This window comes from Williamsia phyllosphaerae (assembly GCF_014635305.1).
GTDB lineage: Bacteria > Actinomycetota > Actinomycetes > Mycobacteriales > Mycobacteriaceae > Williamsia_A > Williamsia_A phyllosphaerae.
This window is the reverse complement of sequence record NZ_BMCS01000002.1, coordinates 1-25,001: the sequence shown is the minus strand read 5'-3', so window position 1 is coordinate 25,001 and position 25,001 is coordinate 1. Positions and strand designations below refer to the sequence as shown.

Below are 25,001 nucleotides of genomic sequence, written 5' to 3'. Positions count from 1 at the left end.
TCGGGTTGCGACCTGCGGCCAATAGGATGGTCAACCGTGACTCCCGCCGATCTGCCTGCCGTGCTGCGTGACGCGACCACGACGGTGCTGACCCGACGAGGACTCGACGCGTCGGTGGTCCCGGACGCGGTTGCCGTCGAGCGCCCACGCAACCCCGAGCACGGCGACTACTCCACCAACATCGCCCTGCAGCTGGCCAAGAAACTCGGTCTGTCCCCGCGCGACCTCGCCGGATGGCTCATCGAGGAACTGGCGACCACCGACGGCATCGCCTCGGCCGACGTCGCCGGTCCGGGGTTCGTGAACCTGCGACTCGCCGCCGCCACCCAGAACGTGGTCGTGGCCGACGTCCTGGCCGCCGGCGTCGGGTTCGGACGTGGGACGGCCCTCGCCGACCGCGCGATCAACCTCGAGTTCGTCTCGGCCAACCCCACCGGGCCCATCCACCTCGGCGGAACCCGGTGGGCGGCGGTGGGGGACGCCTTGGGCCGCGTGCTCGCCGCGCAGGGTGCGGCGGTGACCCGCGAGTACTACTTCAACGACCACGGCACGCAGATCGACCGCTTCGCCCGGTCGCTGCAGGCCGCCGCCGACGGGGCGCCGACCCCCGAGGACGGGTACGCCGGCGCCTACGTCGGCGAGATCGCCGAGCGGGTCGTGGCGAAGAACCCCGACATCGCCTCGTTGTCCGAGTCCGAGCGTCTCGAACGGTTCCGCGCCGATGGCGTCGAGTTCATGTTCGACCAGATCAAGTCGAGCCTGAACGAGTTCGGCACTGTGTTCGACGTCTTCACCCACGAGAACGCGATGTTCTCCTCAGGTCTGGTCGACGAGTGCATCGCCGAGTTGAAGGCCAACGGCAACCTGTACGAGAAGGACGGCGCCTGGTGGCTGCGGTCGACGAGCTTCGGCGACGACAAGGACCGCGTCGTCATCAAGAGCGACGGCGAGGCGGCCTACATCGCCGGCGACATCGCCTACTACCGCGACAAGCGCCGTCGTGGCTTCGACCTGTGCATCTACATGCTCGGCGCCGACCACCACGGCTACGTCAAGCGTCTCAAGACCGGTGCGGCCGCTCTCGGCGACGACCCCGACACCGTCGAGGTCCTCATCGGACAGTTGGTCAACCTGGTCCGCGACGGTGTCCCGGTCCGGATGAGCAAGCGTGCGGGCACCGTGATCACCCTCGAGGACCTCGTCGACGCGGTCGGTGTCGACGGCGCCCGCTACTCGCTGATCCGGTCGTCGGTGGACGTCAACCTCGACATCGATCTCGACCTGTTGACCACCCAGTCGAACGAGAACCCGGTCTACTACGTGCAGTACGCGCACGCACGGCTGTCGGCGATCGCCCGGAACGCCGCCGATCTCGGTGTGGTCGCCGACTCCGCGCACCTCGCCGAACTGGTCGACCCGGCCGAAGGTGACCTCATCCGCACCCTGGGTGACTTCCCCGCCGTGGTCGCGACCGCAGCGCAGTTACGCGAACCGCACCGGGTCTGTCGCTACCTCGAGACCCTGGCCGGGACCTATCACCGCTTCTACGACCGGTGCCGGATCCTGCCCCAGGGTGACGAGACCCCGGGGCCGGTGCACTCGGCACGCCTGGCCCTGTGCTCGGCGACCCGGCAGGTCCTCGCCAACGGACTCGACCTCGTGGGCGTGAGCGCCCCGGAACGGATGTGATGACCCACCCAGCCGGACCCCGCCACGCCGAGGGCGTCAACGCCACCCGACGGTCCGAGAACCCCACTGGCGCAGCCGAACTCAACGTCCTGCCCGCTGCGGTCTGGCCACGTAACGCCACCCGTGCCGACGACGGTGTCGTCGTGCTGGCCGGTGCCCCCGTGACCGAGCTGGCGCAGGAGTACGGCACGCCGCTGTTCGTCATCGACGAGGACGACTTCCGTTCACGGTGTGCCGATATGCTCGCCGCGTTCGGGTCCACCGGTCGGGTGCACTATGCGTCCAAGGCGTTCCTGTGCGGCGAGATCGCCCGCTGGGTCGACCAGGAGGGGCTCTCGCTCGACGTGTGTTCGGCGGGTGAGCTCACCGTCGCGATGCGCGCTGGGTTCCCGACGCATCGGATCGCGTTGCACGGCAACAACAAGTCGCCGGACGAGCTGGCCCTGGCGGTGACGTCGGGGGTCGGGCACATCGTCGTCGACTCGGCCATCGAGATCGAACGACTCGACGCCGCCGCGGGGGACGCCGGGATCGTCCAGGACGTGCTGATCCGCGTCACCGTCGGCGTCGAGGCACACACCCACGAGTTCATCTCGACCGCGCACGAGGACCAGAAGTTCGGTTTCTCGCTGTCCGGTGGCGTCGCCATGGACGCGGTGCGGCAGGTGTTCGACACCGACAACCTGCGTCTGGTGGGCCTGCACAGCCACATCGGATCGCAGATCTTCGATCTCGACGGTTTCGAACTCGCCGCGCACCGGGTCCTCGGGTTGCTCCGAGACATCGTCGCCGAGTTCGGGGTGGACAAGACCTCGCAGCTCTCGGTGCTCGATCTCGGTGGCGGACTCGGTATCTCGTACATTCCCTCGGACGACCCGCCTCCCATCGAGGTGGTTGCGTCCACCCTCGCCGACATCGTCACGCGCCAGTCCGAGCAGCTGGGTCTGCCGACCCCGATCCTCGCCGTCGAGCCCGGCCGCGCCATCGCCGGGCCCGGGACCGTGACCGTCTACCGGGTCGGGACCGTGAAGGACGTCGCGCTCGGCGGCGGCACCCATCGTCGTTACGTGTCCGTCGACGGCGGGATGAGCGACAACATCCGGACCTCGCTCTACCAGGCGGAGTACGACGTCCGCCTGGTCTCGCGTACCTCCGATTCCGACCCGGTGCTCAGCAGGGTCGTCGGAAAACACTGCGAGAGCGGCGACATCGTCGTGAAAGACTGTTGGCTGCCCGCCGACGTGGCCCCCGGTGACCTGCTCGCCGTGGCCGCGACGGGCGCCTACTGCTACGCGATGTCGAGTCGCTACAACATGTCGATGCGGCCGGCGGTGGTGGCCGTCCGGGACGGCGCGCCGCGGCTGGTGCTGCGTCGCGAAACCGTGGAAGACCTAGTGAGCCTGGAGGTGACGAGATGAGCGACCGAACCGGCCGACCCATCGGTGTGGCAGTACTGGGGATGGGCAACGTCGGGGCCGAAGTGGTCCGGATCCTGCTCCAGAACTCCGAAGACCTGCGTGCCCGAGTGGGTGCGCCCATCGAGATCCGCGGCGTCGCGGTGCGCAACCTCGACAAGGCGCGTGCCTGCGCGACGTCGTTGCTGACCGACGACCCGGCGAGCCTGGTGGTCCGCGACGACGTGGACATCGTGGTCGAGCTCATCGGCGGGATCGACGTACCGCGCACGTTGATCGCCACCGCGCTCGAGCACGGCAAGTCCGTCGTCACCGCGAACAAGGCACTTCTCGCCGACTACACCGGGGAGCTGGCGACCCTGGCGGCGTCGGCGAAGGTGGACCTCTACTTCGAGGCCTCGGTGGCCGGTGCCATCCCGGTGGTCCGTCCGCTCATGCAGTCGCTGGCCGGCGACACCGTCCAACGCGTCGCGGGAATCGTCAACGGCACCACCAACTTCATCCTGTCGGCCATGGCCGCCGACGGGGAGGACTACGAGGTCGTGCTGAAGGAGGCCGGACGCCTCGGTTACGCCGAGGCCGACCCGACCGCCGACGTGGAGGGGTACGACGCCGCGGCCAAGGCGGCCATCCTGGCCTCCATCGCGTTCCACACCCGGGTAACCGCGAGCGACGTCTACCGCGAGGGCATCTCGTCGATCACCTCTGACGACCTCGTCTCCGCGGCCACCCTGGACTGCACCATCAAACTGCTCTCGATCTGCGAGCGGATCAACGATTCCAGTGGGCGCGAACGGATCTCCGCACGGGTGTACCCCGCGCTCGTCCCGCACACGCATCCTCTCGCATCGGTGAACGGGGCGTTCAACGCCGTGGTCGTCGAGGCGGAGAACGCGGGCCGACTGATGTTCTACGGGCAGGGCGCCGGCGGCGCCCCGACCGCGTCGGCGGTCATGGGCGACCTCGTCATGGCCGCACGCAACAAGGTGCACGGCGGGCGCGGACCGCTCGAGTCCACCTACGCCTCACTGCCGATCGCACCGATGGGCGACGTGAACACCCGCTACTACGTCTCGATGAAGGTCGCCGACCGACCGGGCGTCCTCTCGACGGTGGCCGGGGAGTTCTCCAAGCGCAGCGTCAGCATCGCCACCGTGCGCCAGGAAGGCGCCGAGGAGAACGCGCGCCTGATCGTGGTCACCCACCGTGCGCCGGACTCGGCGCTCTCGGAAACCGTTGACGCACTGAAGGATCTCGACTCCGTACTGAGCGTGTCGAGCGTCCTCCGACTGGAGGGAACCGATGACTAGCAAGACCACCCCGGTGCACTCGGCCTGGCCGGGACTCATCGAGGCCTACCGCGATCGCCTTCCGGTCGAACCGGACTGGAAGGTGATCACCCTCCTCGAGGGCGGCACCCCGCTGATCGCCGCCCGGCACCTCTCGGAGATCACCGGGTGCGAGGTGTACCTCAAGGTCGAGGGTCTGAACCCGACCGGATCGTTCAAGGACCGCGGCATGACCATGGCGGTCAGCAACGCCGTCAACCAGGGCAAGACCGCGGTGCTGTGCGCGTCGACCGGCAACACCTCCGCCGCGGCCGCGGCCTACGCCGCCCGGGCGGGCATCACGTGCGCGGTGTTGATCCCGGAGGGCAAGATCGCGCTGGGCAAGCTCGCTCAGGCAGTCATGCACGGCGCCAAGATCATCCAGGTGCAGGGCAACTTCGACGACTGCCTCGAGCTCGCCCGCAAGGCCACCGCGGAGTTCTCCGAGATCGAGTTGGTCAACTCGGTCAACCCCGCGCGCATCGAGGGCCAGAAGACGGCGGCTTTCGAGATCGTCGACGTCCTCGGTCGCGCCCCTGACGTGCACGCACTCCCGGTCGGCAACGCGGGCAACATCACCGCGTACTGGAAGGGCTACGACGAGTACCACTCCGACGGGATCACCGACTCGCGTCCGCGGATGCTCGGCGTGCAGGCCGCCGGGGCCGCCCCGTTGGTGACCGGTCAGCCCATCAAGAACCCCGAGACCATCGCCACCGCCATCCGCATCGGGTCGCCGGCCAGTTGGGATCAGGCCCAGGCGGCCAAGGACGCCTCGAAGGGTCAGTTCCGTGCCGCTACCGACGAGAAGTTGCTCGAGGCGTACCGGTTGATCGCCCAGCGTGAGGGTGTCTTCGTCGAGCCCGCGTCGGCGGCGAGCGTCGCCGGTCTGCTGGCCGCGCGCGCCGACGGCTGGGTCAGCGCCGGGGAGATGGTGGTCTGCACCGTCACCGGCAACGGTCTGAAGGACCCCGACACCGCGCTGGCGGGCATGCCCACCGTGCAGGCGATCGAGGTCGATCCGAGTGCCGTTGCCCGCGCCCTTGACCTCGGCTGAGTCGACGATGTATTCGGTTCTGCCGCAGGGGATCACCGTCGAGACACGCGTTCCCGCATCGTCGGCGAACCTCGGTGCCGGTTTCGACTGCCTGGGACTCGCCCTCGACGTGTACGACGATCTGACCGTCTCGACCGCGGAGTCCGGTGTGCGCGTGCTGGTCACCGGTGAGGGGGAGGGGGCGGTCCCGCTCGACGACACGCACCTGGTGGTCCGTGCTCTGCTGCGCGGACTGGAGGCCGGCGGGGTCACCGCACCCGGCCTCGACATCCTCTGCACCAACGCGATCCCGCATTCCCGTGGCCTGGGGTCGTCGGCCGCGGCGGTCGTCTCCGGCCTGGCCGCGGCGTCCGGGCTGATGGCGAAGAGCGGTGTCCGCGCGGGGTTCTCGGCCGATGAGTTGATCCAGCTCGCGAGCGAGTTCGAGGGCCACCCGGACAACGCCGCGGCGAGTGTCCTGGGCTCGGCGATCGTGTCGTGGACCGATGTGGTGGACGGCCGACCGCGCTATCAGGCCCGCCGACTCGAGGTCCACCCCGCCATCCGGGTCACCGGTTTCGTGCCGGGAACCGAGTCGTCGACCGCCTTGACCAGGGGATTGCTGCCCGATGCCGTCCCGAGGGCCGACGCCGTGCACAACCTGAGCCGTAGTGCGCTGGCCGTGGTGGCGTTGACCTCCGATCCGAGTTGCCTGCCCGCGGCCACCTCGGACCGACTGCACCAGAACTACCGTGCCCCGGTGTTGCCCGAGACGACGCGGGTCGTGGCCGAACTGCGCGGACGCGGCGTCGCGGCGTTCGTGTCCGGGGCGGGACCCTCGGTGATGGCCCTGCACGATCAACCGTTGCCCGAACAGTCGTTGGTGATGGCCTCCGACCTCGGCTTCCGCGTCCACGACCTCACGATCGCGGGACCGGTCAGCGTCCGCTGAGATCTGCCGCGTCGGCGACACGTCGATGCAGGGTGTTGCCGGATCCGACGGATCATGGTTAGCATGTGTTTGTCTAGCCGTGGACGTGTCGTCCAGGCCGTGCTTTCTTCGATCACCGTTTGGGTGCACATTTTCCTGGTGCCCACCCGTCATCCGGGCCCTGCCAGGGAGTTCACAGCTTTCCGGTCAACGATCGAGGTAGAGCGTGCGTCGCCGGATCACGATGACGGCAGATCACACCACTTGAAGCCCGCCGGTCCGGCGGGTTCGACATCCCGCGTCGACTCGACGGGGATGATCAAGACCCTTCGCGGTGCGCTGCGGGGGAACGAAAGGAAATCCGTGACCGATACGGACCTGATCTCAGCGCCTGCCGACGACGCGGCGCCCGAGTCAGCGGGAGACACTCCCAGCTCACGACCGGCCAAATCGGGCTCCGCACGTGGCGGTGGCCTCAGTTCGATGGTGCTCACCGAGCTCCGAGCGCTGGCCGGCGAACTGAACATCAAGGGAACGTCGGGGATGCGCAAGGGCGACCTGATCGCCGCCATCGCCGACCGTCAGGGCGGCGCCTCGTCGACCCGTCCCGCCAAGGAACGCGCCACCACCGTGGCCGACGCCCCGTCCGCCGACACGACCGTCGAGCGTACGAGCACGACCGCCCCCACGAACGACCCCGAGTCCGCGACCACCCGAAACGGTGCCGCAACCGGCTCCGAGCAGGGTGCCACCGGATCCGACGCCACCGCGACGACATCGCGAGTCGACGCCCCGGCCGCCGACAAGTCCGCAGGGGACGCCCCCGCGAGCGACGCGACCGCCGAGTCGACCGAAGCGGGCGGCGATCGCACCCGCCGCCGCAACCGCGACGGCAGTCGCGAGAACAACCGCGACAGCAACAACCGCGAGAACAACAGTCGCGAGAACAACGCCAAGGACGCGAACGGCGCCGGCGCAGCGAAATCCGACCAGGGCCGCGGCCAGGGCGGATCCGATCGCGCCGAGTCCGGCAACCGCGGTGACAACACCGACGGCAACGGCAACCGCGAGAACAACCGCGAGGGCGGCCGGAACAACGGCAACCGCGACGGCAACCAGGGCAACCGCAACAACAACAGCAACCGCGAGAGCAACAATCGCGACGGCAACGGCAACCGCGAGAACAATCGCGACAGCAACCGGGACCAGCAGAACCGCGACAACGGTCCTCGGAACAACGGTCCCCGCGACGACGATCCCGACGGCGAGGGCAACGGCCGCGGACGGCGGGGTCGTCGTTTCCGCGAGCGTCGCCGTGGACGCGACCGCGACGGGCAGGACGGTGGCGGCGGCAACAACGACACGAGCGTCAACGAGGACGACGTGTTGCAGCCGGTCGCCGGCATCCTGGACGTCCTCGACAACTACGCGTTCGTCCGGACCTCGGGCTACCTGGCCGGGCCGAACGACGTCTACGTCTCGATGAACCTGGTCCGCAAGAACGGACTCCGTCGGGGCGACGCCCTGACCGGTGCGGTCCGACTGCCGCGCGACGGCGAGCAGAGCAGCCAGCGTCAGAAGTTCAACCCGCTCGTTCGACTCGACTCGGTCAACGGCGCCGAGGTGGAGGCGGCCCGCCGCCGCCCGGAGTTCAACAAGCTGACGCCGCTCTACCCCAACGAGCGACTCCGCCTCGAGACCCGTCCCGAGCAGCTCGACACCCGCGTCATCGACCTCATCATGCCGATCGGTAAAGGTCAGCGTGCGCTGATCGTCTCGCCGCCGAAGGCCGGTAAGACGACCATCCTCCAGGACATCGCGAACGCGATCTCGATCAACAACCCCGAGTGCTACCTGATGGTCGTTCTCGTCGACGAGCGTCCCGAAGAGGTCACCGACATGACCCGCTCGGTGAAGGGCGAGGTCATCGCCTCCACCTTCGACCGGCCGCCGTCGGATCACACCTCGGTCTCCGAGCTCGCCATCGAGCGCGCCAAACGCCTGGTGGAGAACGGCAAGGACGTCGTCGTGCTGCTGGACTCGATCACCCGACTCGGCCGCGCGTACAACAACGCGTCGCCGGCGTCCGGGCGCATCCTCTCCGGTGGTGTCGACTCGACGGCGCTGTACCCGCCGAAGCGGTTCCTCGGCGCGGCGCGCAACATCGAGAACGGCGGCTCGCTGACGATCATCGCCTCCGCCCTGGTGGAGACGGGATCGACCGGTGACACGGTCATCTTCGAGGAGTTCAAGGGCACCGGCAACGCCGAGCTCAAGCTCGATCGCAAGATCTCCGAGCGCCGGGTCTTCCCGGCCGTCGACGTGAACCTGTCCAGCACCCGCAAGGACGAGCTGATGATGTCGCCCGACGAGTTCGCCATCGTGCACAAGCTGCGCCGCGTGCTCTCCGGACTCGACTCACAGCAGGCGATCGACCTGTTGATCTCGCAGCTCAAGAAGACCAAGACCAACATCGAGTTCCTGATGCAGGTCCAGCAGAACACGCCGGGTACGAACAACGACTGACCCGGACCGTTCGCCGGAATAGATGCAGGTCTGTCCCGGTTGAGTCCATCAGTCGAGCAGATCGGCCGGGGAAGCCGCAGATTGGTTTTCTCGGGTTCCGGTCTGGCATACTCGGCCCGTTGCGCGCCAGCAGGTGGCGCGCTCCATCAAGTCCGGTTCCGGTTCACACCGTCCACCGCGCGGCACACGTCGCGTCACGGCCGGTGACCCGGCGACCATGAAAGGGACACCAGATGCAGCAGGGTATTCATCCCACCTACGTCGACACCACCGTGGTGTGCGGCTGTGGGAACACCTTCACCACCCGGAGCACCAAGGAGAGCGGCCAGATCTCGGTCGAGGTCTGCTCCCAGTGCCACCCGTTCTACACGGGCAAGCAGAAGATCCTCGACACCGGTGGACGTGTCGCGCGCTTCGAGAAGCGCTACGGCAAGCGGCCCGCCAAGGGCGCAGCCGCCACCGAGGCCGAAGCCTCCAACTAGCCCGTCCGTCGACGCCCGTCCCGTGCACCAGCGCGGGGCGGGCGTCTTCGCTTTGTCCACCCCGAGAAAACCGGCAGAACGGAGTCGACCCCGTGACCGACAAGTCAGTGGGCACCGCCATCGATGACGTGCTGTCCGAGTACTCGGGCCTCGAGACCCAGTTGTCGGACCCGTCGTTGCACGACGATCCCGCCGCCGCCCGACGCGTCGGCAAGCGGTTCGCCGAGTTGGCGCCGGTGATGAGCACCTACAACAGGCTCGCCGCCGCGCGGGACGACCTCGAGGCCGCCCGTGAGCTGGCCGACGACGACGCGTCCTTCGCCGCCGAGATCCCCGAACTCGAGCGGACGGTGTCGACCCTCGACGCCACCCTCACCGATCTGCTGGCCCCACGTGATCCGCACGACGGCGACGACGTCGTGCTCGAGATCAAGTCCGGGGCCGGTGGCGAGGAATCGGCTCTGTTCGCATCCGATCTGGCCCGGATGTACCTCAAGTACTGCGAACGCCACGGGTGGAAGGCCCAGATCCTCGGCGTGACCGAGTCCGATCTCGGTGGATACAAGGACGCGACGCTCTCGATCAAGTCGCCGGGGGACTCGCCCGACGGTGTGTGGGCGCGACTGAAGTTCGAGGCAGGCGTCCACCGCGTCCAGCGGGTCCCGGTCACCGAATCGCAGGGCCGCATCCACACCTCGGCGGCCGGGGTGTTGGCGTACCCGGAACCCGACGAGGTCGAGCAGATCGAGATCGACGAGTCCGACCTGCGGATCGACGTCTACCGCAGCTCGGGTAAGGGCGGTCAGGGTGTTAACACCACCGACTCCGCCGTCCGAATCACCCATCTGCCGACCAACATCGTGGTGACCTGCCAGAACGAACGGTCGCAGCTGCAGAACAAGGCCCGTGCGATGCAGGTGCTCGCCGCACGACTGCAGGCCGCCGCCGAGGAGAAAGCGCAGGCGGAGGCCTCCGAGGGGCGTACCGCGCAGGTCCGCACCGTCGACCGGTCCGAGCGGATCCGGTCCTACAACTACCCGGAGAACCGGATCACCGATCACCGGATCGGCTACAAGTCGAACAACCTCGACGCCGTCCTCGACGGGGATCTCGACGCACTTCTCGACGCCCTGGTCGCCGCCGACAAACAGGCGCGACTCGAGGCCCAGTGACCGTCGGGTCGCGGTGAACCGCGCGATCATCGCCGCAGCCGTCGACCGCCTGACCGCGGCCGGCGTCGATTCGCCCCGTGTCGACGCGGAACTGCTGTTCGCGCACGTGCTCGGCGTCGATCGAGGTCGGCTGATCGCGGCGGACGACCCGACCGACACCCAGGCCGCCCTCCTGGACGAGTGGCTGGACCGACGGGCCGCTCGTGAGCCCCTGCAGCACATCGTCGGCTCGGCGTCGTTCGGACCGATCGACCTCGCGGTCGGCCCCGGTGTCTTCGTCCCGCGTCCCGAGACCGAGGCCATCCTGGAATGGGCGGGCGCGGTCTGCTCGGGGATCGACCATCCGCGTGTGGTCGATCTCTGCAGCGGTAGCGGAGCCCTGGCCATCGCCGTCGCCACCACGGTGCCCGACGCGACCGTCATCGCCGTCGAGAACGACCCCGATGCCCTGATCTGGCTGCGCGACAACGTCACCCGCGCCGTGGAGGGTGTCCGCCGCCGACTGACGGTGATCCACGGCGATGTCCGTTCCCACGACGTCCTCGGTCCCGACACGGCCGACCTCGTCGTGAGCAATCCGCCGTATGTCCCCGTCGGCGCCGACCTGTCGCCCGAGGTGATCGAGCACGATCCCGCCGTCGCCGTGTTCGCCGGTGCGGACGGGATGTCCGTGATCACCCCGATGATCGGGCTCATCGCCCACGCCCTCGTACCCGGGGGGCGATGCGCGATCGAGCACGACGACACCACCGCCGACCTGGTCGTCGCCGAACTGCGTGGACACGGGGGCTTCGACGAGATCACGGCCCGAGCAGACCTCGCCGGACGTCCCCGGTTCGTGACCGCCCGACGCACCGCCGAGGCGAGCCGAGATGACGTGCAAGGATGATCGCGTGAGCACTGTGTTCGATTGCAACCAACCGGATTCGCGCAGCGCGGGGGTCCGCGCCGCGGTCGGCGCCGTCAAGGCGGGACGTCTCGTGGTCATGCCCACCGACACCCTGTACGGGTTGGGCTGCGACGCCTTCGACTCCGACGCCGTCACCAGCCTGCTCGCGACCAAGGGGCGCGGTCGCGACATGCCGGTGCCCGTGCTGGTCGGGTCGTGGGACACCATCGACGGTCTGGTCCTGTCGGTGTCGACGCAGGCCCGTGAGCTCGTCCGTGCCTTCTGGCCCGGGGGCCTGAGCCTCGTGGTCGAGCAGGCGCCCTCCCTCGCCTGGGATCTGGGCGACACCCAGGGATCGGTGATGCTGCGGATGCCGTTGCACCCGGTGGCCATCGAGGTGTTGCGCGAGGTCGGTCCGATGGCGGTGTCGAGCGCGAACCGTTCCGGACAACCGCCCGCGACGACCTCGACCGACGCGCGTGACCAGCTCGGCGACGATGTCGCGGTGTACCTCGACGGCGGCCCCGCGGCCCACGCGACGCCGTCCACCATCGTCGACCTGACCGGCGCGGCGCCGACGATCCTGCGTACGGGAGCGGTCACCGTGGAGCAGATCGCCGAGGTCCTCGGTGTGGACGCGGCCTCGCTGCGAGCCTGAGTGGGGCGCGCCTCCCGCACTAGTAGCGTTGAGCCGTGATTCTCGCCGAGGCAGCCAGTAGCGGGGCGGGTGTACCGCTCCGAGAGCTGATGCTGGTCGGCATCGCGGCCGCCGTGATCACCTATCTGGCCACCGGCATCGTGCGCGTGGTCGCCACCCGCACCGGCGCGGTCGCAGTGCCCCGGGTACGGGACGTGCACGCCATCCCCACCCCGCGTCTCGGTGGCGTCGGTATCTTCACCGGTGTCCTGGCCGCCATCGTGCTCGCCCAACAGCTACCCGCGTTGACCCGTGGGTTCGCCTACACCCACGACATGGACGCCGTGGTCGTCGCCGGGTTCGTCATCGTCGCGGTCGGCGTCATCGACGACCGGTGGGGGCTTGACGCGCTGACCAAGTTCGTCGGTCAGCTCACCGCCGCCGGGGTGCTCGTGCTGATGGGCGTCAGTTGGACGGTTGTCCCGGTCCCGTTCGGCGACATCGGCACGGTCGTACTGGATCCTCTGCAGTCCGGTCTGCTCACCATCGCCATCACCGTGGCGACGATCAACGCGATCAACTTCGTCGACGGCCTCGACGGATTGGCCGCCGGCCTCGCCGTCATCGCCGCGCTGGCGATCCTGCTGTTCTCGATCGGCCTGCTGCGCGATCAGGGCGGCGACGTCAGTTACTACCCGCCCGCGCTGATCGCGGTGAGTCTCGCGGGTGCCTGCCTCGGCTTCCTCCCGCACAACTTCCAACCCGCACGGATCTTCATGGGTGACTCCGGTTCGATGTTGATCGGGTTGATGCTCGCCACCGCCTCGACGAGTGCCTCGGGTCGCGTCGCGATCTACGCCTACGGTCCCGCCGACATCTTCACCCTGCTCTCGCCCCTGATCCTCGTCGCCGCGGTCATGTTCATCCCGATGCTCGACATGCTGCTGGCGGTGATCCGCCGCACCCGTGCCGGCGTCGGTTTCTACACCCCGGACAAGATGCACCTGCACCATCGTCTGCTCGAGCTCGGGCACTCCCAGCGCCGCGTCGTCCTGGTCATCTATCTCTGGGTGGCGGTCCTGGCGTTCAGCGTGGCGGCCAGTACCGTCTTCTCGGTGACCGTCGTCGCCCCCGCCCTGGCCGGGGGACTGGTGATCGCGATGATCGCCACCGTGGTCCCGAGACTCCGCCGACGACTCGTCGCAGTCCGCACAAGTGACGTCTGACCCGCGGGTATCCGGTGAAACGGACAAACTATCCGTTGTAGTACTATTTCGGGTAGTAGGGCACAGCACGACAGGGAATAACCACCGCACCAACATGCACCCCACGTCAGACGCCCGAAACGGTGTTGGTAGTGTCACAACGAACCGGGAGCTTACGTCCGCTTTACCCGAGCGGCTCGCACGCTCGATGGACGCCGCCCACACCAAGTACGACCACTGGTGCTCGACGACGAGTACCGTGCGCTCCGACCCGAGGAGAGGCAGATGACGACGTCAGCCCCAGACTCGGCACCGGTCTATTACCCGGAGATCCCGCTCAGCCTGGCCCGTCCCGCGATCATCGCGTCCGTTCTGGCCGTGGTCGTCCTGGTGATCAGCGGGTTCCTGGGTCACATCTTCTTCGGCGTCTGGTTCGCCGCAGGTCTCGTGCTCTCCCTTCTCAACGCCAAGATGGTCCAGGCCTCGGTCGGGGCGGCGACGGCGAGTGACAACCCACGCAAGAAGCCGGTTGTCCTCAACACCGCGGTCCGTCTCGGTCTGATCACCGTCGCCGCGTTGGTGATCGCGTTCTTTTTCCGCCCCGACGGTCTCGGCGTGATGTTCGGGCTCGCTCTGTGTCAGGTGATCGTGGTGTTGTCCACGGTGATCCCCGTGATGAAAGGACTCCGCAAGCAGTCATGACCGTAGTCTTCAACCTGGCTGCTGAAGCCGAAGAATCCGATTCCAAGATCGAGGTCGGGCACCACACCGTGGTCGACTTCCTCGGAATGTCGTTCAACCTCGACACCATCATCGGCACATCCGTCGCCGCGATCATCCTGATCGGTCTCGCTTTCTTCCTGCGGGCCAAGATCACCTCACGCGGCGTCCCCAACGGGGTCCAGCTGTTCTTCGAGGCCGTGACCAATCAGATGCGCGGACAGATCGAGAGTTCGATCGGCATGCGCGTCGCGCCGTTCGTCCTCCCGCTCGCGGTCGGACTGTTCATCTTCATCCTGATCTCCAACTGGCTGGCCGTCCTGCCGGTTCAGTACGGGAACTCCGAGGGCGTCGCCGCCGAGTGGCTCAAGCCGCCCGCCTCCGACATCAACTTCGTCTATGCGCTCGCACTGACCGTGTTCGTCTGGTACCACGGTGCCGGTTTCCGCAAGCGTGGACCGATCGGTTACCCGGTCAAGCTGGTGAAGGGTCACGTCATCGGACTCGCGCCGATCAACATCATCGAGGAGATCGCCAAGCCGGTCTCGCTCTCGCTGCGACTCTTCGGCAACATCTTCGCCGGCGGCATCATGGTCTCGCTGATCACGCTGTTCCCGCCCTACATCATGTGGGCCCCCAACTCAGTCTGGAAGCTGTTCGACCTCTTCGTCGGACTCATCCAGGCCTTCATCTTCGCCCTGTTGACCATCCTCTACTTCAGTCAGTCGATGGAATCCGAGGACGCGCACTAGAACCACGGTCCGGCACCCGCCGGACCCGACCCGGCCGATCTCCGATCGGCCACCACGACCTGGCTGATGACCGCATCGGCCGGCACCACAACTGGCACCGGCGGTGCCAGTACACCGAAAGGGAAAAGTCACATGGATCCAACGATTGGAATGGGTGCACTGATCGGCGGCGGCCTGATCCTGGGCGGCGGCGCGATCGGAGCCGGCATCGGCGACGGCCTGGCCGGTGCTCAGCTGATCGCGGGAATCGCCCGTCAGCCCGAGGCGCAGAGCCGACTGTTCACCCCGTTCTTCATCACCGTCGGTCTCGTCGAGGCCGCGTACTTCATCAACCTGGCGTTCATGGCTCTCTTCGTGTTCGCCACCCCGATCTCGGCCTCCTGACACGTCGGGGACCGGGTAGACACGGAATCAGGTAACGCACCATGGCGCTCGCCGCACAGAACTTCCTCATCCCGAACGGCACGTTCTTCGTCGTTCTGATCATCTTCCTCATCGTTCTCGCCGTGATCGGCAAGTTCGTCGTGCCGCCCATCAAGGCGGTGCTCGAGGAGCGCGAGGATCAGGTGACACAGACGTCGCAGGACAACCGTGCCGCCACCGAGGAATTCGAGCACGCCGAATCGGAGTACCGCGAGGCGATGAAGTCGGCTCGCGGCGAGGCCACCGGTATCCGTGACGAGGCTCGCGCGAAAGGCCGCGAGAGTCTCGACGAGATGAAGCAGCGGGCAACGGCCGAGGCGGATTCCGTTCTCTCCGAGGCCACCTCGCAGCTCAACGCCCAGGGCGAGCAGGCGGCGACGCAGGCACGCTCCGAGGTCGGGACCCTGTCGGCGGATCTCGCCAGCCGGGTGCTCGGCTTCGACGTGAAATCCGATTCGACACTCGCCGCTTCGGTGGACCGGCTCTCCGCCGACGCCCCGCAGCCCAGCGCGAAGGGAAGCTGACCCATGGGAATCTTCTTGGGACAACTCGTCGGCTTCTTCGTGATCATCTTCGTCCTCGTCCGCTACGTCGCACCCCCGGTCCGCAAGGCGATGAAGTCGCAGCAGACCACGATCGCGACGCAGATCGAGGAGAGCGAGAACGCGAAGAAGCGGCTCGCCGAGGCCAAAGAGGCGCACAAGAACGCCGTCGAGGAGGCACGGGCCGCGGGCAGCCAGATCCGCGAGGACGCCCGGGCCGATGCACAGGCCATCTCCGAGGAGATGTCGGTGCAGGCCGACCACGAGGTCAAGCGCATCACCGAGCACGGCAAGTCACAGGTCGCGCTTAACCGCGCGGCCCTGGTCCGCCAGTTGCGCAGCGACCTCGGCCTCACCTCGGTCGAGATCGCGAGCAACCTGGTCCGCGAGCACCTGGACGATCCGACCGCTCGCGAGCAGTCGGTCGACCGCGTGATCGACGAGCTGGGGGACATGGCGTCCTCCGGCGAGGTCGCCGGATCCACACGGATCTCGGCGCCCGCCGACCTGGTGGGCGTGCACTCGATGCGCGCTGCCTCGCGCGACTCCATCAAGAAGCTGTCCGACGAGTTCGACCGCCGTGTCGAGTCGCTGGACGACTCCGGACTGCGGACCCTCGCCGGCGAACTCGCCGACGTGGTCGCGCTGCTCGGTTCGGAGCCGGTGCTGCGCAAGCACCTGGCCGAGGCCTCGGACGACGACGACGCCAAGACCGGCATCATCGACAACCTCTTCGGCTCCAAGCTGGGGGAGGACACCCTCGCACTGCTGCGCAGCGCGGTGGTCGGTCGCTGGTCGGCGACCAGCGACTTCACCTTCGCCATCGAGCGTCTCGCGCGGTTCGCACTGCTGATCGTCGCCGAGAAGGCGCGCACGATCGACAACGTGGAGGACGAGCTGTTCCGTTTCGGTCGCCTGTTGGTGGCCGAGCCGAAACTCAGCGCGCTGCTCTCGGACGTCAACGCACCCGCCGACAAGCGTCTCGAGCTTCTCGACACCGTGGTCGCCGGCAAGGTGGACGACGTCACCAAGGCGGTTCTCGATCAGACCGTCCGGCTGCTCCGCGGCCAGGCCGCAGCATCCGCGGTGTCGGATCTGGCCGAGCTCGCCGCGGCCCGTCGCGGGGAGTCGGTCGCCCACGTGGTGTCCGCATCGCCGCTGACCGATGCCCAGGAGGAGCGGCTCACCGCAGTGCTCGGGCGCATCTACAACCGTGAGATCTCCACGCAGGTGGAGATCGATCCAAGCCTGCTGGGCGGCCTCCGGGTCGCCATCGGCGACGAGGTGATCGACGGAGACGTCGCGACCCGACTGGCCAAGGCGGCCGAAGAGCTGCCCAGGTAGCTGCCGCACCGCGGCGTCCCGAAGTCCACTGGCCCAGGCCACCACATACCCACCCCAACGCAAGGAAGACGAATACTCATGGCGGAGTTGACGATCTCATCCGACGAGATCAAAGGCGCGATCGAGCAGTACGTCTCGACGTTCACGGCCGAGGCGTCCCGCGAGGAGGTCGGTGTCGTCACCGACACCGCCGACGGAATCGCCCACGTCAGTGGTCTCCCCGGCGCGATGGCCAACGAGCTGCTGGAATTCCCCGGCGGCGTCCTCGGTGTCGCACTGAACCTCGACGAAGACGAGATCGGCGTGGTCATCCTCGGTGACTACGAATCCATCGAGGAGGGCCAGCAGGTCAGCCGTACCGGCGGCGTGCTCTCGGTCCCGGTCGGTGACAACTTCCTCGGCCGCGTGATCAACCCGCTCGGTCAGCCGATCGACGGGCAGGGCGACATCGAGTCGTCCGAGACCCGCGTGCTCGAGCTCCAGGCGGCCAGCGTTCTCGAGCGTCAGCCCGTCGAGGAGTCGCTCGCGACCGGCATCACCGCCATCGACGCGATGACCGCGATCGGTCGCGGACAGCGCCAGCTGATCATCGGTGACCGCAAGACCGGCAAGACCGCGGTCTGCATCGACGCGATCCTGAACCAGAAGGCGAACTGGGAGACCGGTGACCCCGACAAGCAGGTCCGTTGCATCTATGTCGCGATCGGCCAGAAGGGCTCGACGATCGCCGGCGTCAAGAAGGCGCTCGATGACGCGGGAGCTCTCGAGTTCACCACCATCGTCGCCGCGCCCGCGTCCGACTCGGCCGGCTTCAAGTGGCTGGCGCCGTACACCGGCTCGGCCATCGGGCAGCACTGGATGTACGAGGGCAAGCACGTCCTCATCGTGTTCGACGACCTGACCAAGCAGGCCGAGGCCTACCGCGCCATCTCACTGCTGCTGCGTCGCCCGCCGGGCCGCGAGGCGTACCCCGGTGACGTCTTCTACTTGCACTCGCGTCTGCTGGAGCGTTGCGCGAAGCTGTCCGACGAGCTCGGCGGCGGCTCGATGACCGGCCTGCCGATCATCGAGACCAAGGCCAACGACGTCTCGGCGTTCATCCCGACCAACGTCATCTCGATCACCGACGGACAGGTCTTCCTCGAGTCCGACCTGTTCAACAAGGGCGTCCGACCGGCGATCAACGTCGGCACCTCGGTCTCCCGTGTCGGTGGCGCCGCGCAGACCAAGGGCCTCAAGAAGGTCAGTGGCTCGCTGCGTCTCGAGCTCGCCCAGTTCCGTGAGCTGGAAGCCTTCTCGGCCTTCGCCTCCGACCTGGACGACGCCTCGAAGGCCCAGCTCGAGCGTGGTGCCCGCTGGGTCGAGCTGCTCAAGCAGGATCAGTACAGCCCGGCTGCCGTCGAGGACCAGATCGTCTCGATCTACCTCTGCGGTGAGGGACATTTCGACTCGGTCCCGGTCGAGGACATCAAGCGCTTCGAGAGCGAACTGATCAGCCACCTGCACCACAGCGCGACCGGTGTCTACGACTCGATCGCCGGTGGCAAGGCACTGTCCGACGATCAGGCCGAGGCCCTGGTCGACGAGACGAACAAGTTCAAGCAGGGCTTCCTCGCCAGCGACGGATCGCGCGTCGTGAACGAGGAGGAGTCGGACTCGTTGGACCCCGAAGAGGTCAACAACGAGGAGATCAAGCTCAAGAAGAAGTCGTAGGACCCATGACAAACCGTGACCGTGTGGTCAACCCGAAGGAGGTGTGAGGCAGCCGATGGCGAGTATTCGTGAACTGCGCTCACGCATCAGGTCGGTCCAGTCGACGCGCAAGATCACCAAGGCGCAGGAGCTGATCGCGACCTCGCGCATCACCAAGGCCCAGGCCCGGGTGACCGCGTCGAAGCCCTACGCCGAGGAGATGACCTCGGTCCTCTCCGAACTGGCCAGCAAGTCGGCGACCCTGGATCACCCGCTGCTGGTGGAGCGTCCGGAGCCCAAGCGTGCCGGCGTGCTGGTCGTCACCAGTGACAGCGGCCAGTGCGGCGGTTACAACTCCAACGTCCTGCGGGCCACCCGTGAGCTGTTGGCGTTGCTGCGCGACGAGGGCAAGGACCCCATCATCTTCGTGATGGGAAAGAAGGGGTTGCGGTACTTCACCTTCCGCGATCTCGACGTCGAGGGATCGTGGACCGGGTTCTCCCAGCAGCCGCGGTACTCCGACGCCAAGACGGCGACCGACCGCCTGGTCGATCTGTTCGTCGCGGGTTCGGGTACCGAGGTCGAGGAGACCGAGGAGCACCACGCCCTCGAGGGACTCGACGAGCTGCACCTGGTCTACACCCGGTTCGTCTCGATGCTCAGCCAGGTCCCCGAGGTCCGTCGGATCGCACCGTTGGTGGTGTCCGAGGACGACGGGGAATCCGACGATTCGTCGTCGGGCGGGGACGACTCGTCGACCGAGGCTCGGAACTACTCGTTCGAGCCCGGTGCCGAGACGCTGCTGTCGGCTCTGCTGCCGAAGTACATCGCGACCCGTGTGTACGCCGCGCTGCTCGAGGCGGCTGCGTCGGAGTCGGCGGCCCGACGGACCGCCATGAAGGCGGCGACCGACAACGCCGACGAGTTGATCACCGACCTGTCGCGGCAGGCCAACCAGCTGCGTCAGGCGCAGATCACCCAGGAGATCAGTGAGATCGTCGGCGGCGCGTCCGCTCTCGCGAAGTAGAACCGCGGCGGCAGCCGCACCCATGACACATCGAGCTGTATCGGCCCTCCAAGCCAGGAAGTGACCAACAATGAGCACTGCAACAACTGAAGCCCCCCAGGGCTCCTCGGCCAAGGACACGGCCGGGCGCGTGGTCCGCGTCATCGGACCCGTCGTCGACGTCGAGTTCCCCCGTGGAGCCGTACCCGAGCTGTTCAACGCGCTGCACGCGGAGATCGCGCTCGAGTCGGTCGCGAAGACGCTGACCCTCGAGGTCGCCCAGCACCTGGGTGACAACCTCGTGCGCACCATCTCCATGCAGCCGACCGACGGCCTGACCCGCGGCACCGAGGTCGTCGACACCGGCAAGTCCATCTCCGTCCCCGTCGGTGACGTCGTCAAGGGCCACGTGTTCAACGCTCTCGGTGACTGCCTCGACTCGCCGGGAACCGGTCGCGACGGCGAGCAGTGGAGCATCCATCGCAAGCCGCCGCCCTTCGACCAGCTCGAGGGCAAGACCGAGATCCTCGAGACCGGCATCAAGGTCATCGACCTGCTCACCCCCTACGTCAAGGGCGGCAAGATCGGTCTGTTCGGTGGTGCCGGTGTCGGCAAGACCGTTCTGATCCAGGAGATGATCACCCGTATCGCCCGCGAGTTCTCCGGCACCTCGGTGTTCGCAGGCGTCGGTGAGCGCACCCGTGAGGGCACCGACCTCCACCTCGAGATGGAGGAGATGGGCGTTCTGCAGGACACCGCCCTGGTGTTCGGCCAGATGGACGAGCCGCCGGGCACGCGTATGCGCGTCGCCCTCTCGGCCCTGACCATGGCCGAGTACTTCCGCGACGAGAAGCACCAGGACGTGTTGTTGTTCATCGACAACATCTTCCGTTTCACCCAGGCCGGTTCCGAGGTCTCGACGCTGCTCGGCCGTATGCCGTCCGCCGTCGGTTACCAGCCGACCCTGGCCGACGAGATGGGCGAGCTCCAGGAGCGGATCACCTCGACGCGCGGTAACTCGATCACCTCGCTGCAGGCGATCTACGTCCCCGCCGACGACTACACCGACCCGGCGCCGGCGACCACCTTCGCCCACCTCGACGCCACCACCGAGCTGTCACGACCCATCTCGCAGCTCGGTATCTACCCGGCCGTCGACCCGCTGACCTCGACCTCGCGCATCCTCGAGGCATCGATCGTCGGTGACGAGCACTTCCGCGTCGCCAACGAGGTCAAGCGCATCCTGCAGAAGTACAAGGAGCTGCAGGACATCATCGCCATCCTCGGTATGGACGAGCTGTCCGAAGAGGACAAGGTGACGGTGCAGCGTGCACGTCGTATCCAGAAGTTCCTGGGTCAGAACTTCATCGTCGCCGAGAAGTTCACCGGTCAGAAGGGATCGGTCGTCCCGCTCGCGGACACGATCGAGGCCTTCGACCGCGTCTGCAAGGGCGAGTTCGACCACCTGCCCGAGCAGGCGTTCAACAGCTGTGGCGGACTCGACGACGTGGAGGCCGCGGCCGAGAAGATCTCGGGGAAGTGACGCGACCTCATGGCTGACACAGGCTTTCCGGTCGAGGTCGTCTCGGTGGAGGAGCGTCTCTACTCCGGCGAGGCCACCTTTGTGATCGCACAGACCACCGAGGGCGAACTGGGCATCCTCAACCACCACGAACCTCTGCTCGGCGAGCTCATCGCCGGCGGGTTCGTGGTGATCGAGCAGACCGACGGCACCCGTCGCGTCGCGGCGGTACAGGGAGGTTTCCTCTCGGTGACCGGCGACGCCGTCACGGTGCTCGCCGAGTCCGCCGAGTGGGCCCGCGACATCGATGCCGACGCCGCGCGCGCCGAACTCGAGTCCGCCGAAGAGGGGTCCGAGGAACACGATCGCGCACTCTCGCGGATCCGAGCTGTGGAGCAGCTCACGCAGGAGAAGTGATGTGCACCTCGCCCGGTGCCATGACCAGCTCGGTCGTGGCATTGTGGTGAGGACAGCGACACCTACACGTCGATCCCCGCAGCCTTTCGAGGCGTGCGGGGATCGGTGTATGTCGAGGTGGTCGCAGGGTACGAGGTCAGGCAGGAGCACACGATGTCGGTGATGGTTCTCGGCGTGTGCGTCGCGCTGCTCGTCGCCGTGGTGGTGTCGGTGTTGGCGCTGGTGGGATTCCGAGTCATGCGGCTGCGGAGTCGGGGCACCGCGGTGTTGCTGCGAAGTCTCCCGGCCGGCGACGACCGGGGGTGGCGTCACGGCATCGTCCGCTACGACGACCACTCGTTGATCTACTACCGACTGAGCAGCCTGCGGACCGGTCCCAGCGAGGTCATCGCGCGTCAGGCGATCGAGACGCGGGGGCGTCGAGCGCCCCGCGGAACCGAGGTCGAGGTCATCGACGCGATGACCATCCTCGAGATCGACGCAGACGGTGCGGGTTTCGAGCTCGCGATGGCCTCCGGTGCGGTCACGGCGTTCCAGTCGTGGGTGGAGTCCAGACCACCGGTCCGGTCGGTCCGACGACGTTCCGCCTGAGCGTCACTCGTCCCTGGCGGGCGGCCGCTGCCGCTGACCTCCCGGAGTCCAGAGGACGTCGCCGTCGGTGTTGACCGCTCGGGACATGATGAACAGCAGATCAGAGAGCCGGTTGAGATACTTCGCCGGGAGCGCCGAGGTGTTGTCGGGGTGCGCGGCCACGGCCGCCCACGCCGACCGTTCGGCCCGCCGCGTCACCGTTCGCGCCTGGTGCAGCAGGGCGCTGAGGACGGTTCCCCCCGGCAGGATGAACGAGGTCAGGGGTTCGAGCGGATCCCCGAACTCGTCGCACCAGGTCTCCACGGCATCGACGTAGCTCTGCGCGATACGTAGGGGCGGGTACTCCGGCTCGGCGACGACCGGGGTGGCGAGATCCGCACCTGCGTCGAACAGGTCGTTCTGGATGGTGGTGAGCACCGCCCGGACATGGTCATCGGGATCACCGAGTGCGATTGCGGTGCCGATCGCCGCATTGGTCTCGTCGCAGTCGGCATAGGCGACAACCCGCGCGTCGGTCTTCGGAACCCGCGAGAAATCGCTGAGCCCGGTGGTCCCGTCGTCGCCGGTGCGGGTGTAGATCCGAGTGAGGTGGACAGCCATGGCCGCAAACCTACCGGGCGCTCGGGGGTGGGGAGCACAGTGAGTTCCGCCCGCGAACAGTGGCGATGGCGTGAGTGGATAGGCTCGGGTCGTGAATGATCGCTTTCTGGTGACCGGCGGCGCACGCCTTCACGGCGAGGTCTCGGTGGTCGGCGCCAAGAACAGCGTCTTGAAGCTGATGGCCGCGGCGTTGCTGGCGGAGGGGCGCACGACGCTCACCAACTGTCCCGAGATCGCCGACGTCCCGCTGATGGCCGACGTGCTGCGGGGGTTGGGGGCCGTGGTGACCCTGGACGGCGAGACCGTCACGATCGACACCCCGGCCGAGCCGAAGTTCCACGCCGATTTCGACGCGGTGAAGCAGTTCCGCGCGTCGGTGTGCGTGTTGGGGCCTCTCATCGCGCGGTGTCGTCGCGCCGTGGTCGCCCTCCCGGGCGGTGACGCCATCGGATCCCGACCCCTGGACATGCATCAGGCCGGCCTTCGAGCGCTCGGTGCACACAGCACCATCGAGCACGGATGTGTTGTGGCAGAAGCAGAATCGCTGACCGGCGCTGCGATCGCCCTGGAGTTCCCGTCGGTGGGGGCAACCGAGAACATCCTGATGGCCGCGGTGCTGGCGAATGGAACCACCACGATCGACAACTCTGCGAGGGAGCCGGAGATCATCGATCTCTGCGTGATGCTCAAGCAGATGGGTGCCCGGATCTCGGGGGAGGGGACGTCCACTCTGACCGTGACAGGGGTGGCGAAGCTGTCTCCGACGACCCACGTGGTGGTGGGCGACAGGATCGTTGCCGCGACATGGGGTATTGCAGCTGCGATGACCAGGGGGGACATCCGGGTGACCGGCGTCGACCCCGCCCACCTGCAGTTGGTGTTGAACAAGCTGGTCGATGCCGGCGCGGAGGTGGAGAGGTTCTCCGACGGCTTCCGTGTTCGTCAGACAGACCGTCCGCGTGCGGTGAACTTCTCGACCCTGCCGTTCCCGGGGTTCCCGACCGACCTGCAACCGATGGCGATCGGACTGGCGGCGGTGGCCGAAGGGATGTCGGTGATCACCGAGAACGTGTTCGAGGCACGGTTCCGGTTCGTCGAGGAGATGGTCCGACTGGGTTCTGATGCGCGCACCGACGGTCACCATGCGGTGATCCGCGGGATCGAACAGCTCTCGAGCGCGCCGGTGTGGTGTTCGGACATCCGTGCCGGCGCGGGTCTCGTGCTGGCCGGTCTTGTCGCCGACGGGATCACCGAGGTGCACGACGTCTTCCACATCGATCGCGGATACCCCGAGTTCATCGGGAAACTGCGCAGTCTCGGGGCCGAGATCGAGCGCGTCAACGGCTGAAGACCCGTCCATGAAACCCGCCAGATGTGGCGGGCGTCACCGAAATCGCTTGCAACGTCCATGTTTTCGAGACGTCTGAAGCGAACTGGTACGGGCGTGCTGACCTGCGGTGAACGAACTGGGCGTCGCTCTGACCAGGCGATTTGACGGGCTGCTCGCGAGCCGCGTAACTTCTTCCAAGTCAGCGCGCCACGGCGCCTCCCGGGAAAGCAAGAATCCGGGACTGGGAAACCGGGCTCAGCGCAGACCACCCAACGCGAGACACGAACTGCGAAAGCGGTAGTAATCGCTGCGGGGCCGAACAGAATCACCGAAGACCTCGACCAGACACTGGTTGACCGGCCCTCATGACTCTGCTAGGCTGGAAAAGTTGCCCCGGAGACGGACGCAACGTCCTGAACAAGCTTTCGGTAGCAGGTTCCCGATGGGGATTGACGCGCCGCGGGTGTGTGTTCTTTGAGAACTCGATAGTGTGTTGATGGATTGTTAATGCCAATTTTTTTGGTGCTGCATCCTCGCGGACAGTGGTTTGTGGGGGTGTGGTTTTTGTGATGATTGATGCCGTCTGGGGTTAAGCTCCTGGGTGGTTGTCGGTTGTTTGTTTTTTTTGGTTGGGATTTTGTCTCTGCTGGGAAGATTGTTTCGAAATTCTGGTTGCCGGCCTTTGGGTTGGTGGCTGTTTTTCTATGGTTTTTCATGGAGAGTTTGATCCTGGCTCAGGACGAACGCTGGCG

At 67.1% G+C, this 25,001-nt stretch carries 23 protein-coding genes; 22 read left to right on the top strand and 1 reads right to left on the bottom strand.

Translation table 11 applies throughout. From position 1 onward, the window contains the following. The first annotated feature begins 36 nt into the window (after positions 1 to 36). From argS to IEV93_RS13935, 21 genes are all read left to right on the top strand, one after another. Positions 37 to 1,689 (top strand): arginine--tRNA ligase, encoded by a 1,653-nt coding sequence (gene argS / locus IEV93_RS14035; RefSeq protein ID WP_188490632.1) that lies wholly within the window; start codon positions 37 to 39, stop codon positions 1,687 to 1,689. Further along, entirely contained in the window at positions 1,686 to 3,107 is a 1,422-nt protein-coding gene (gene lysA, locus IEV93_RS14030) for a diaminopimelate decarboxylase (RefSeq protein WP_188490631.1), read from the top strand. Before argS ends, lysA begins: the two co-directional genes overlap by 4 nt. Next, positions 3,104 to 4,414 (top strand): homoserine dehydrogenase, encoded by a 1,311-nt coding sequence (locus IEV93_RS14025; RefSeq protein WP_188490630.1) that lies wholly within the window; start codon positions 3,104 to 3,106, stop codon positions 4,412 to 4,414. Before lysA ends, IEV93_RS14025 begins: the two co-directional genes overlap by 4 nt. Next, positions 4,407 to 5,489 (top strand): threonine synthase, encoded by a 1,083-nt coding sequence (gene thrC, locus IEV93_RS14020; protein WP_188490629.1) that lies wholly within the window; start codon positions 4,407 to 4,409, stop codon positions 5,487 to 5,489. The genes IEV93_RS14025 and thrC overlap by 8 nt, the downstream gene beginning before the upstream one ends. 7 nt (positions 5,490 to 5,496) lie before the next feature. Beyond that, complete coding sequence (thrB, locus tag IEV93_RS14015; RefSeq protein ID WP_188490628.1) at positions 5,497 to 6,420, top strand: homoserine kinase; 924 nt, start codon at positions 5,497 to 5,499, stop codon at positions 6,418 to 6,420. Positions 6,421 to 6,762: 342 nt separating this feature from the next. After that, entirely contained in the window at positions 6,763 to 8,925 is a 2,163-nt protein-coding gene (gene rho, locus IEV93_RS14010) for a transcription termination factor Rho (protein ID WP_188490627.1), read from the top strand. Between the two features lie 233 nt (positions 8,926 to 9,158). Beyond that, complete coding sequence (rpmE, locus tag IEV93_RS14005) at positions 9,159 to 9,407, top strand: 50S ribosomal protein L31 (RefSeq protein WP_188490626.1); 249 nt, start codon at positions 9,159 to 9,161, stop codon at positions 9,405 to 9,407. A 92-nt stretch (positions 9,408 to 9,499) separates the two neighbouring features. Next, positions 9,500 to 10,579 carry a peptide chain release factor 1 gene (gene prfA / locus IEV93_RS14000; RefSeq protein ID WP_188490625.1) on the top strand — a complete coding sequence of 360 codons (1,080 nt, stop codon included), beginning with the start codon at positions 9,500 to 9,502 and terminating at the stop codon, positions 10,577 to 10,579. Between the two features lie 13 nt (positions 10,580 to 10,592). Then, positions 10,593 to 11,468, top strand: a complete 876-nt coding sequence (gene prmC / locus IEV93_RS13995) for a peptide chain release factor N(5)-glutamine methyltransferase (protein ID WP_188490624.1) — start codon at positions 10,593 to 10,595, stop codon at positions 11,466 to 11,468. A gap of 4 nt (positions 11,469 to 11,472) precedes the next feature. Continuing rightward, positions 11,473 to 12,126, top strand: coding sequence for an L-threonylcarbamoyladenylate synthase (locus IEV93_RS13990; RefSeq protein WP_188490623.1), 654 nt, complete (start codon positions 11,473 to 11,475; stop codon positions 12,124 to 12,126). Positions 12,127 to 12,215: 89 nt separating this feature from the next. Beyond that, positions 12,216 to 13,331, top strand: a complete 1,116-nt coding sequence (locus IEV93_RS13985) for a glycosyltransferase family 4 protein (protein WP_188491548.1) — start codon at positions 12,216 to 12,218, stop codon at positions 13,329 to 13,331. Between the two features lie 264 nt (positions 13,332 to 13,595). After that, positions 13,596 to 14,012, top strand: a complete 417-nt coding sequence (locus tag IEV93_RS13980) for an ATP synthase subunit I (RefSeq protein ID WP_188490622.1) — start codon at positions 13,596 to 13,598, stop codon at positions 14,010 to 14,012. After that, positions 14,009 to 14,782 carry a F0F1 ATP synthase subunit A gene (atpB, locus tag IEV93_RS13975; RefSeq protein ID WP_188490621.1) on the top strand — a complete coding sequence of 258 codons (774 nt, stop codon included), beginning with the start codon at positions 14,009 to 14,011 and terminating at the stop codon, positions 14,780 to 14,782. Before IEV93_RS13980 ends, atpB begins: the two co-directional genes overlap by 4 nt. A gap of 132 nt (positions 14,783 to 14,914) precedes the next feature. Further along, positions 14,915 to 15,166 carry a F0F1 ATP synthase subunit C gene (locus tag IEV93_RS13970; RefSeq protein ID WP_045822205.1) on the top strand — a complete coding sequence of 84 codons (252 nt, stop codon included), beginning with the start codon at positions 14,915 to 14,917 and terminating at the stop codon, positions 15,164 to 15,166. Between the two features lie 41 nt (positions 15,167 to 15,207). After that, positions 15,208 to 15,729 (top strand): F0F1 ATP synthase subunit B, encoded by a 522-nt coding sequence (locus IEV93_RS13965; protein ID WP_188490620.1) that lies wholly within the window; start codon positions 15,208 to 15,210, stop codon positions 15,727 to 15,729. A 3-nt stretch (positions 15,730 to 15,732) separates the two neighbouring features. Next, positions 15,733 to 17,091 carry a F0F1 ATP synthase subunit B/delta gene (locus IEV93_RS13960; protein ID WP_188490619.1) on the top strand — a complete coding sequence of 453 codons (1,359 nt, stop codon included), beginning with the start codon at positions 15,733 to 15,735 and terminating at the stop codon, positions 17,089 to 17,091. 78 nt (positions 17,092 to 17,169) lie between these two features. Beyond that, positions 17,170 to 18,804, top strand: coding sequence for a F0F1 ATP synthase subunit alpha (gene atpA, locus IEV93_RS13955; RefSeq protein WP_188490618.1), 1,635 nt, complete (start codon positions 17,170 to 17,172; stop codon positions 18,802 to 18,804). Between the two features lie 55 nt (positions 18,805 to 18,859). After that, complete coding sequence (locus IEV93_RS13950) at positions 18,860 to 19,810, top strand: F0F1 ATP synthase subunit gamma (RefSeq protein WP_188490617.1); 951 nt, start codon at positions 18,860 to 18,862, stop codon at positions 19,808 to 19,810. Positions 19,811 to 19,880: 70 nt separating this feature from the next. After that, positions 19,881 to 21,332 carry a F0F1 ATP synthase subunit beta gene (gene atpD, locus IEV93_RS13945; RefSeq protein WP_188490616.1) on the top strand — a complete coding sequence of 484 codons (1,452 nt, stop codon included), beginning with the start codon at positions 19,881 to 19,883 and terminating at the stop codon, positions 21,330 to 21,332. A gap of 9 nt (positions 21,333 to 21,341) precedes the next feature. Then, entirely contained in the window at positions 21,342 to 21,728 is a 387-nt protein-coding gene (locus IEV93_RS13940; protein WP_188490615.1) for a F0F1 ATP synthase subunit epsilon, read from the top strand. A gap of 153 nt (positions 21,729 to 21,881) precedes the next feature. Next, complete coding sequence (locus IEV93_RS13935; protein ID WP_188490614.1) at positions 21,882 to 22,319, top strand: DUF2550 domain-containing protein; 438 nt, start codon at positions 21,882 to 21,884, stop codon at positions 22,317 to 22,319. Between the two features lie 3 nt (positions 22,320 to 22,322). Here IEV93_RS13935 and IEV93_RS13930 read toward each other — a convergent pair whose 3' ends face one another. Then, complete coding sequence (locus IEV93_RS13930; RefSeq protein WP_188490613.1) at positions 22,323 to 22,919, bottom strand: cob(I)yrinic acid a,c-diamide adenosyltransferase; 597 nt, start codon at positions 22,917 to 22,919, stop codon at positions 22,323 to 22,325. A 91-nt stretch (positions 22,920 to 23,010) separates the two neighbouring features. Here IEV93_RS13930 and murA point away from each other — a divergent pair, with 91 nt between their 5' ends. Then, entirely contained in the window at positions 23,011 to 24,267 is a 1,257-nt protein-coding gene (gene murA / locus IEV93_RS13925) for a UDP-N-acetylglucosamine 1-carboxyvinyltransferase (protein ID WP_188490612.1), read from the top strand. Positions 24,268 to 25,001: the final 734 nt, after the last annotated feature.

What these genes read in the sequence shown, in the direction of transcription:
- IEV93_RS13960 (WP_188490619.1), top strand. Translation starts at nt 15,733, where the DNA reads ATGGGAATCTTCTTGGGACAACTCGTCGGCTTCTTCGTGATCATCTTC.
- IEV93_RS13950 (WP_188490617.1), top strand. Translation starts at nt 18,860, where the DNA reads ATGGCGAGTATTCGTGAACTGCGCTCACGCATCAGGTCGGTCCAGTCG.
- atpD (WP_188490616.1), top strand. Translation starts at nt 19,881, where the DNA reads ATGAGCACTGCAACAACTGAAGCCCCCCAGGGCTCCTCGGCCAAGGAC.
- IEV93_RS13980 (WP_188490622.1), top strand. Translation starts at nt 13,596, where the DNA reads ATGACGACGTCAGCCCCAGACTCGGCACCGGTCTATTACCCGGAGATC.
- IEV93_RS13970 (WP_045822205.1), top strand. Translation starts at nt 14,915, where the DNA reads ATGGATCCAACGATTGGAATGGGTGCACTGATCGGCGGCGGCCTGATC.
- IEV93_RS13935 (WP_188490614.1), top strand. Translation starts at nt 21,882, where the DNA reads ATGTCGGTGATGGTTCTCGGCGTGTGCGTCGCGCTGCTCGTCGCCGTG.
- IEV93_RS13940 (WP_188490615.1), top strand. Translation starts at nt 21,342, where the DNA reads ATGGCTGACACAGGCTTTCCGGTCGAGGTCGTCTCGGTGGAGGAGCGT.
- IEV93_RS13965 (WP_188490620.1), top strand. Translation starts at nt 15,208, where the DNA reads ATGGCGCTCGCCGCACAGAACTTCCTCATCCCGAACGGCACGTTCTTC.
- IEV93_RS13930 (WP_188490613.1), bottom strand. Translation starts at nt 22,919, where the DNA reads ATGGCTGTCCACCTCACTCGGATCTACACCCGCACCGGCGACGACGGG.
- atpA (WP_188490618.1), top strand. Translation starts at nt 17,170, where the DNA reads ATGGCGGAGTTGACGATCTCATCCGACGAGATCAAAGGCGCGATCGAG.
- thrC (WP_188490629.1), top strand. Translation starts at nt 4,407, where the DNA reads ATGACTAGCAAGACCACCCCGGTGCACTCGGCCTGGCCGGGACTCATC.
- IEV93_RS14025 (WP_188490630.1), top strand. Translation starts at nt 3,104, where the DNA reads ATGAGCGACCGAACCGGCCGACCCATCGGTGTGGCAGTACTGGGGATG.
- thrB (WP_188490628.1), top strand. Translation starts at nt 5,497, where the DNA reads ATGTATTCGGTTCTGCCGCAGGGGATCACCGTCGAGACACGCGTTCCC.
- atpB (WP_188490621.1), top strand. Translation starts at nt 14,009, where the DNA reads ATGACCGTAGTCTTCAACCTGGCTGCTGAAGCCGAAGAATCCGATTCC.
- rpmE (WP_188490626.1), top strand. Translation starts at nt 9,159, where the DNA reads ATGCAGCAGGGTATTCATCCCACCTACGTCGACACCACCGTGGTGTGC.
- IEV93_RS13985 (WP_188491548.1), top strand. Translation starts at nt 12,216, where the DNA reads ATGCTGGTCGGCATCGCGGCCGCCGTGATCACCTATCTGGCCACCGGC.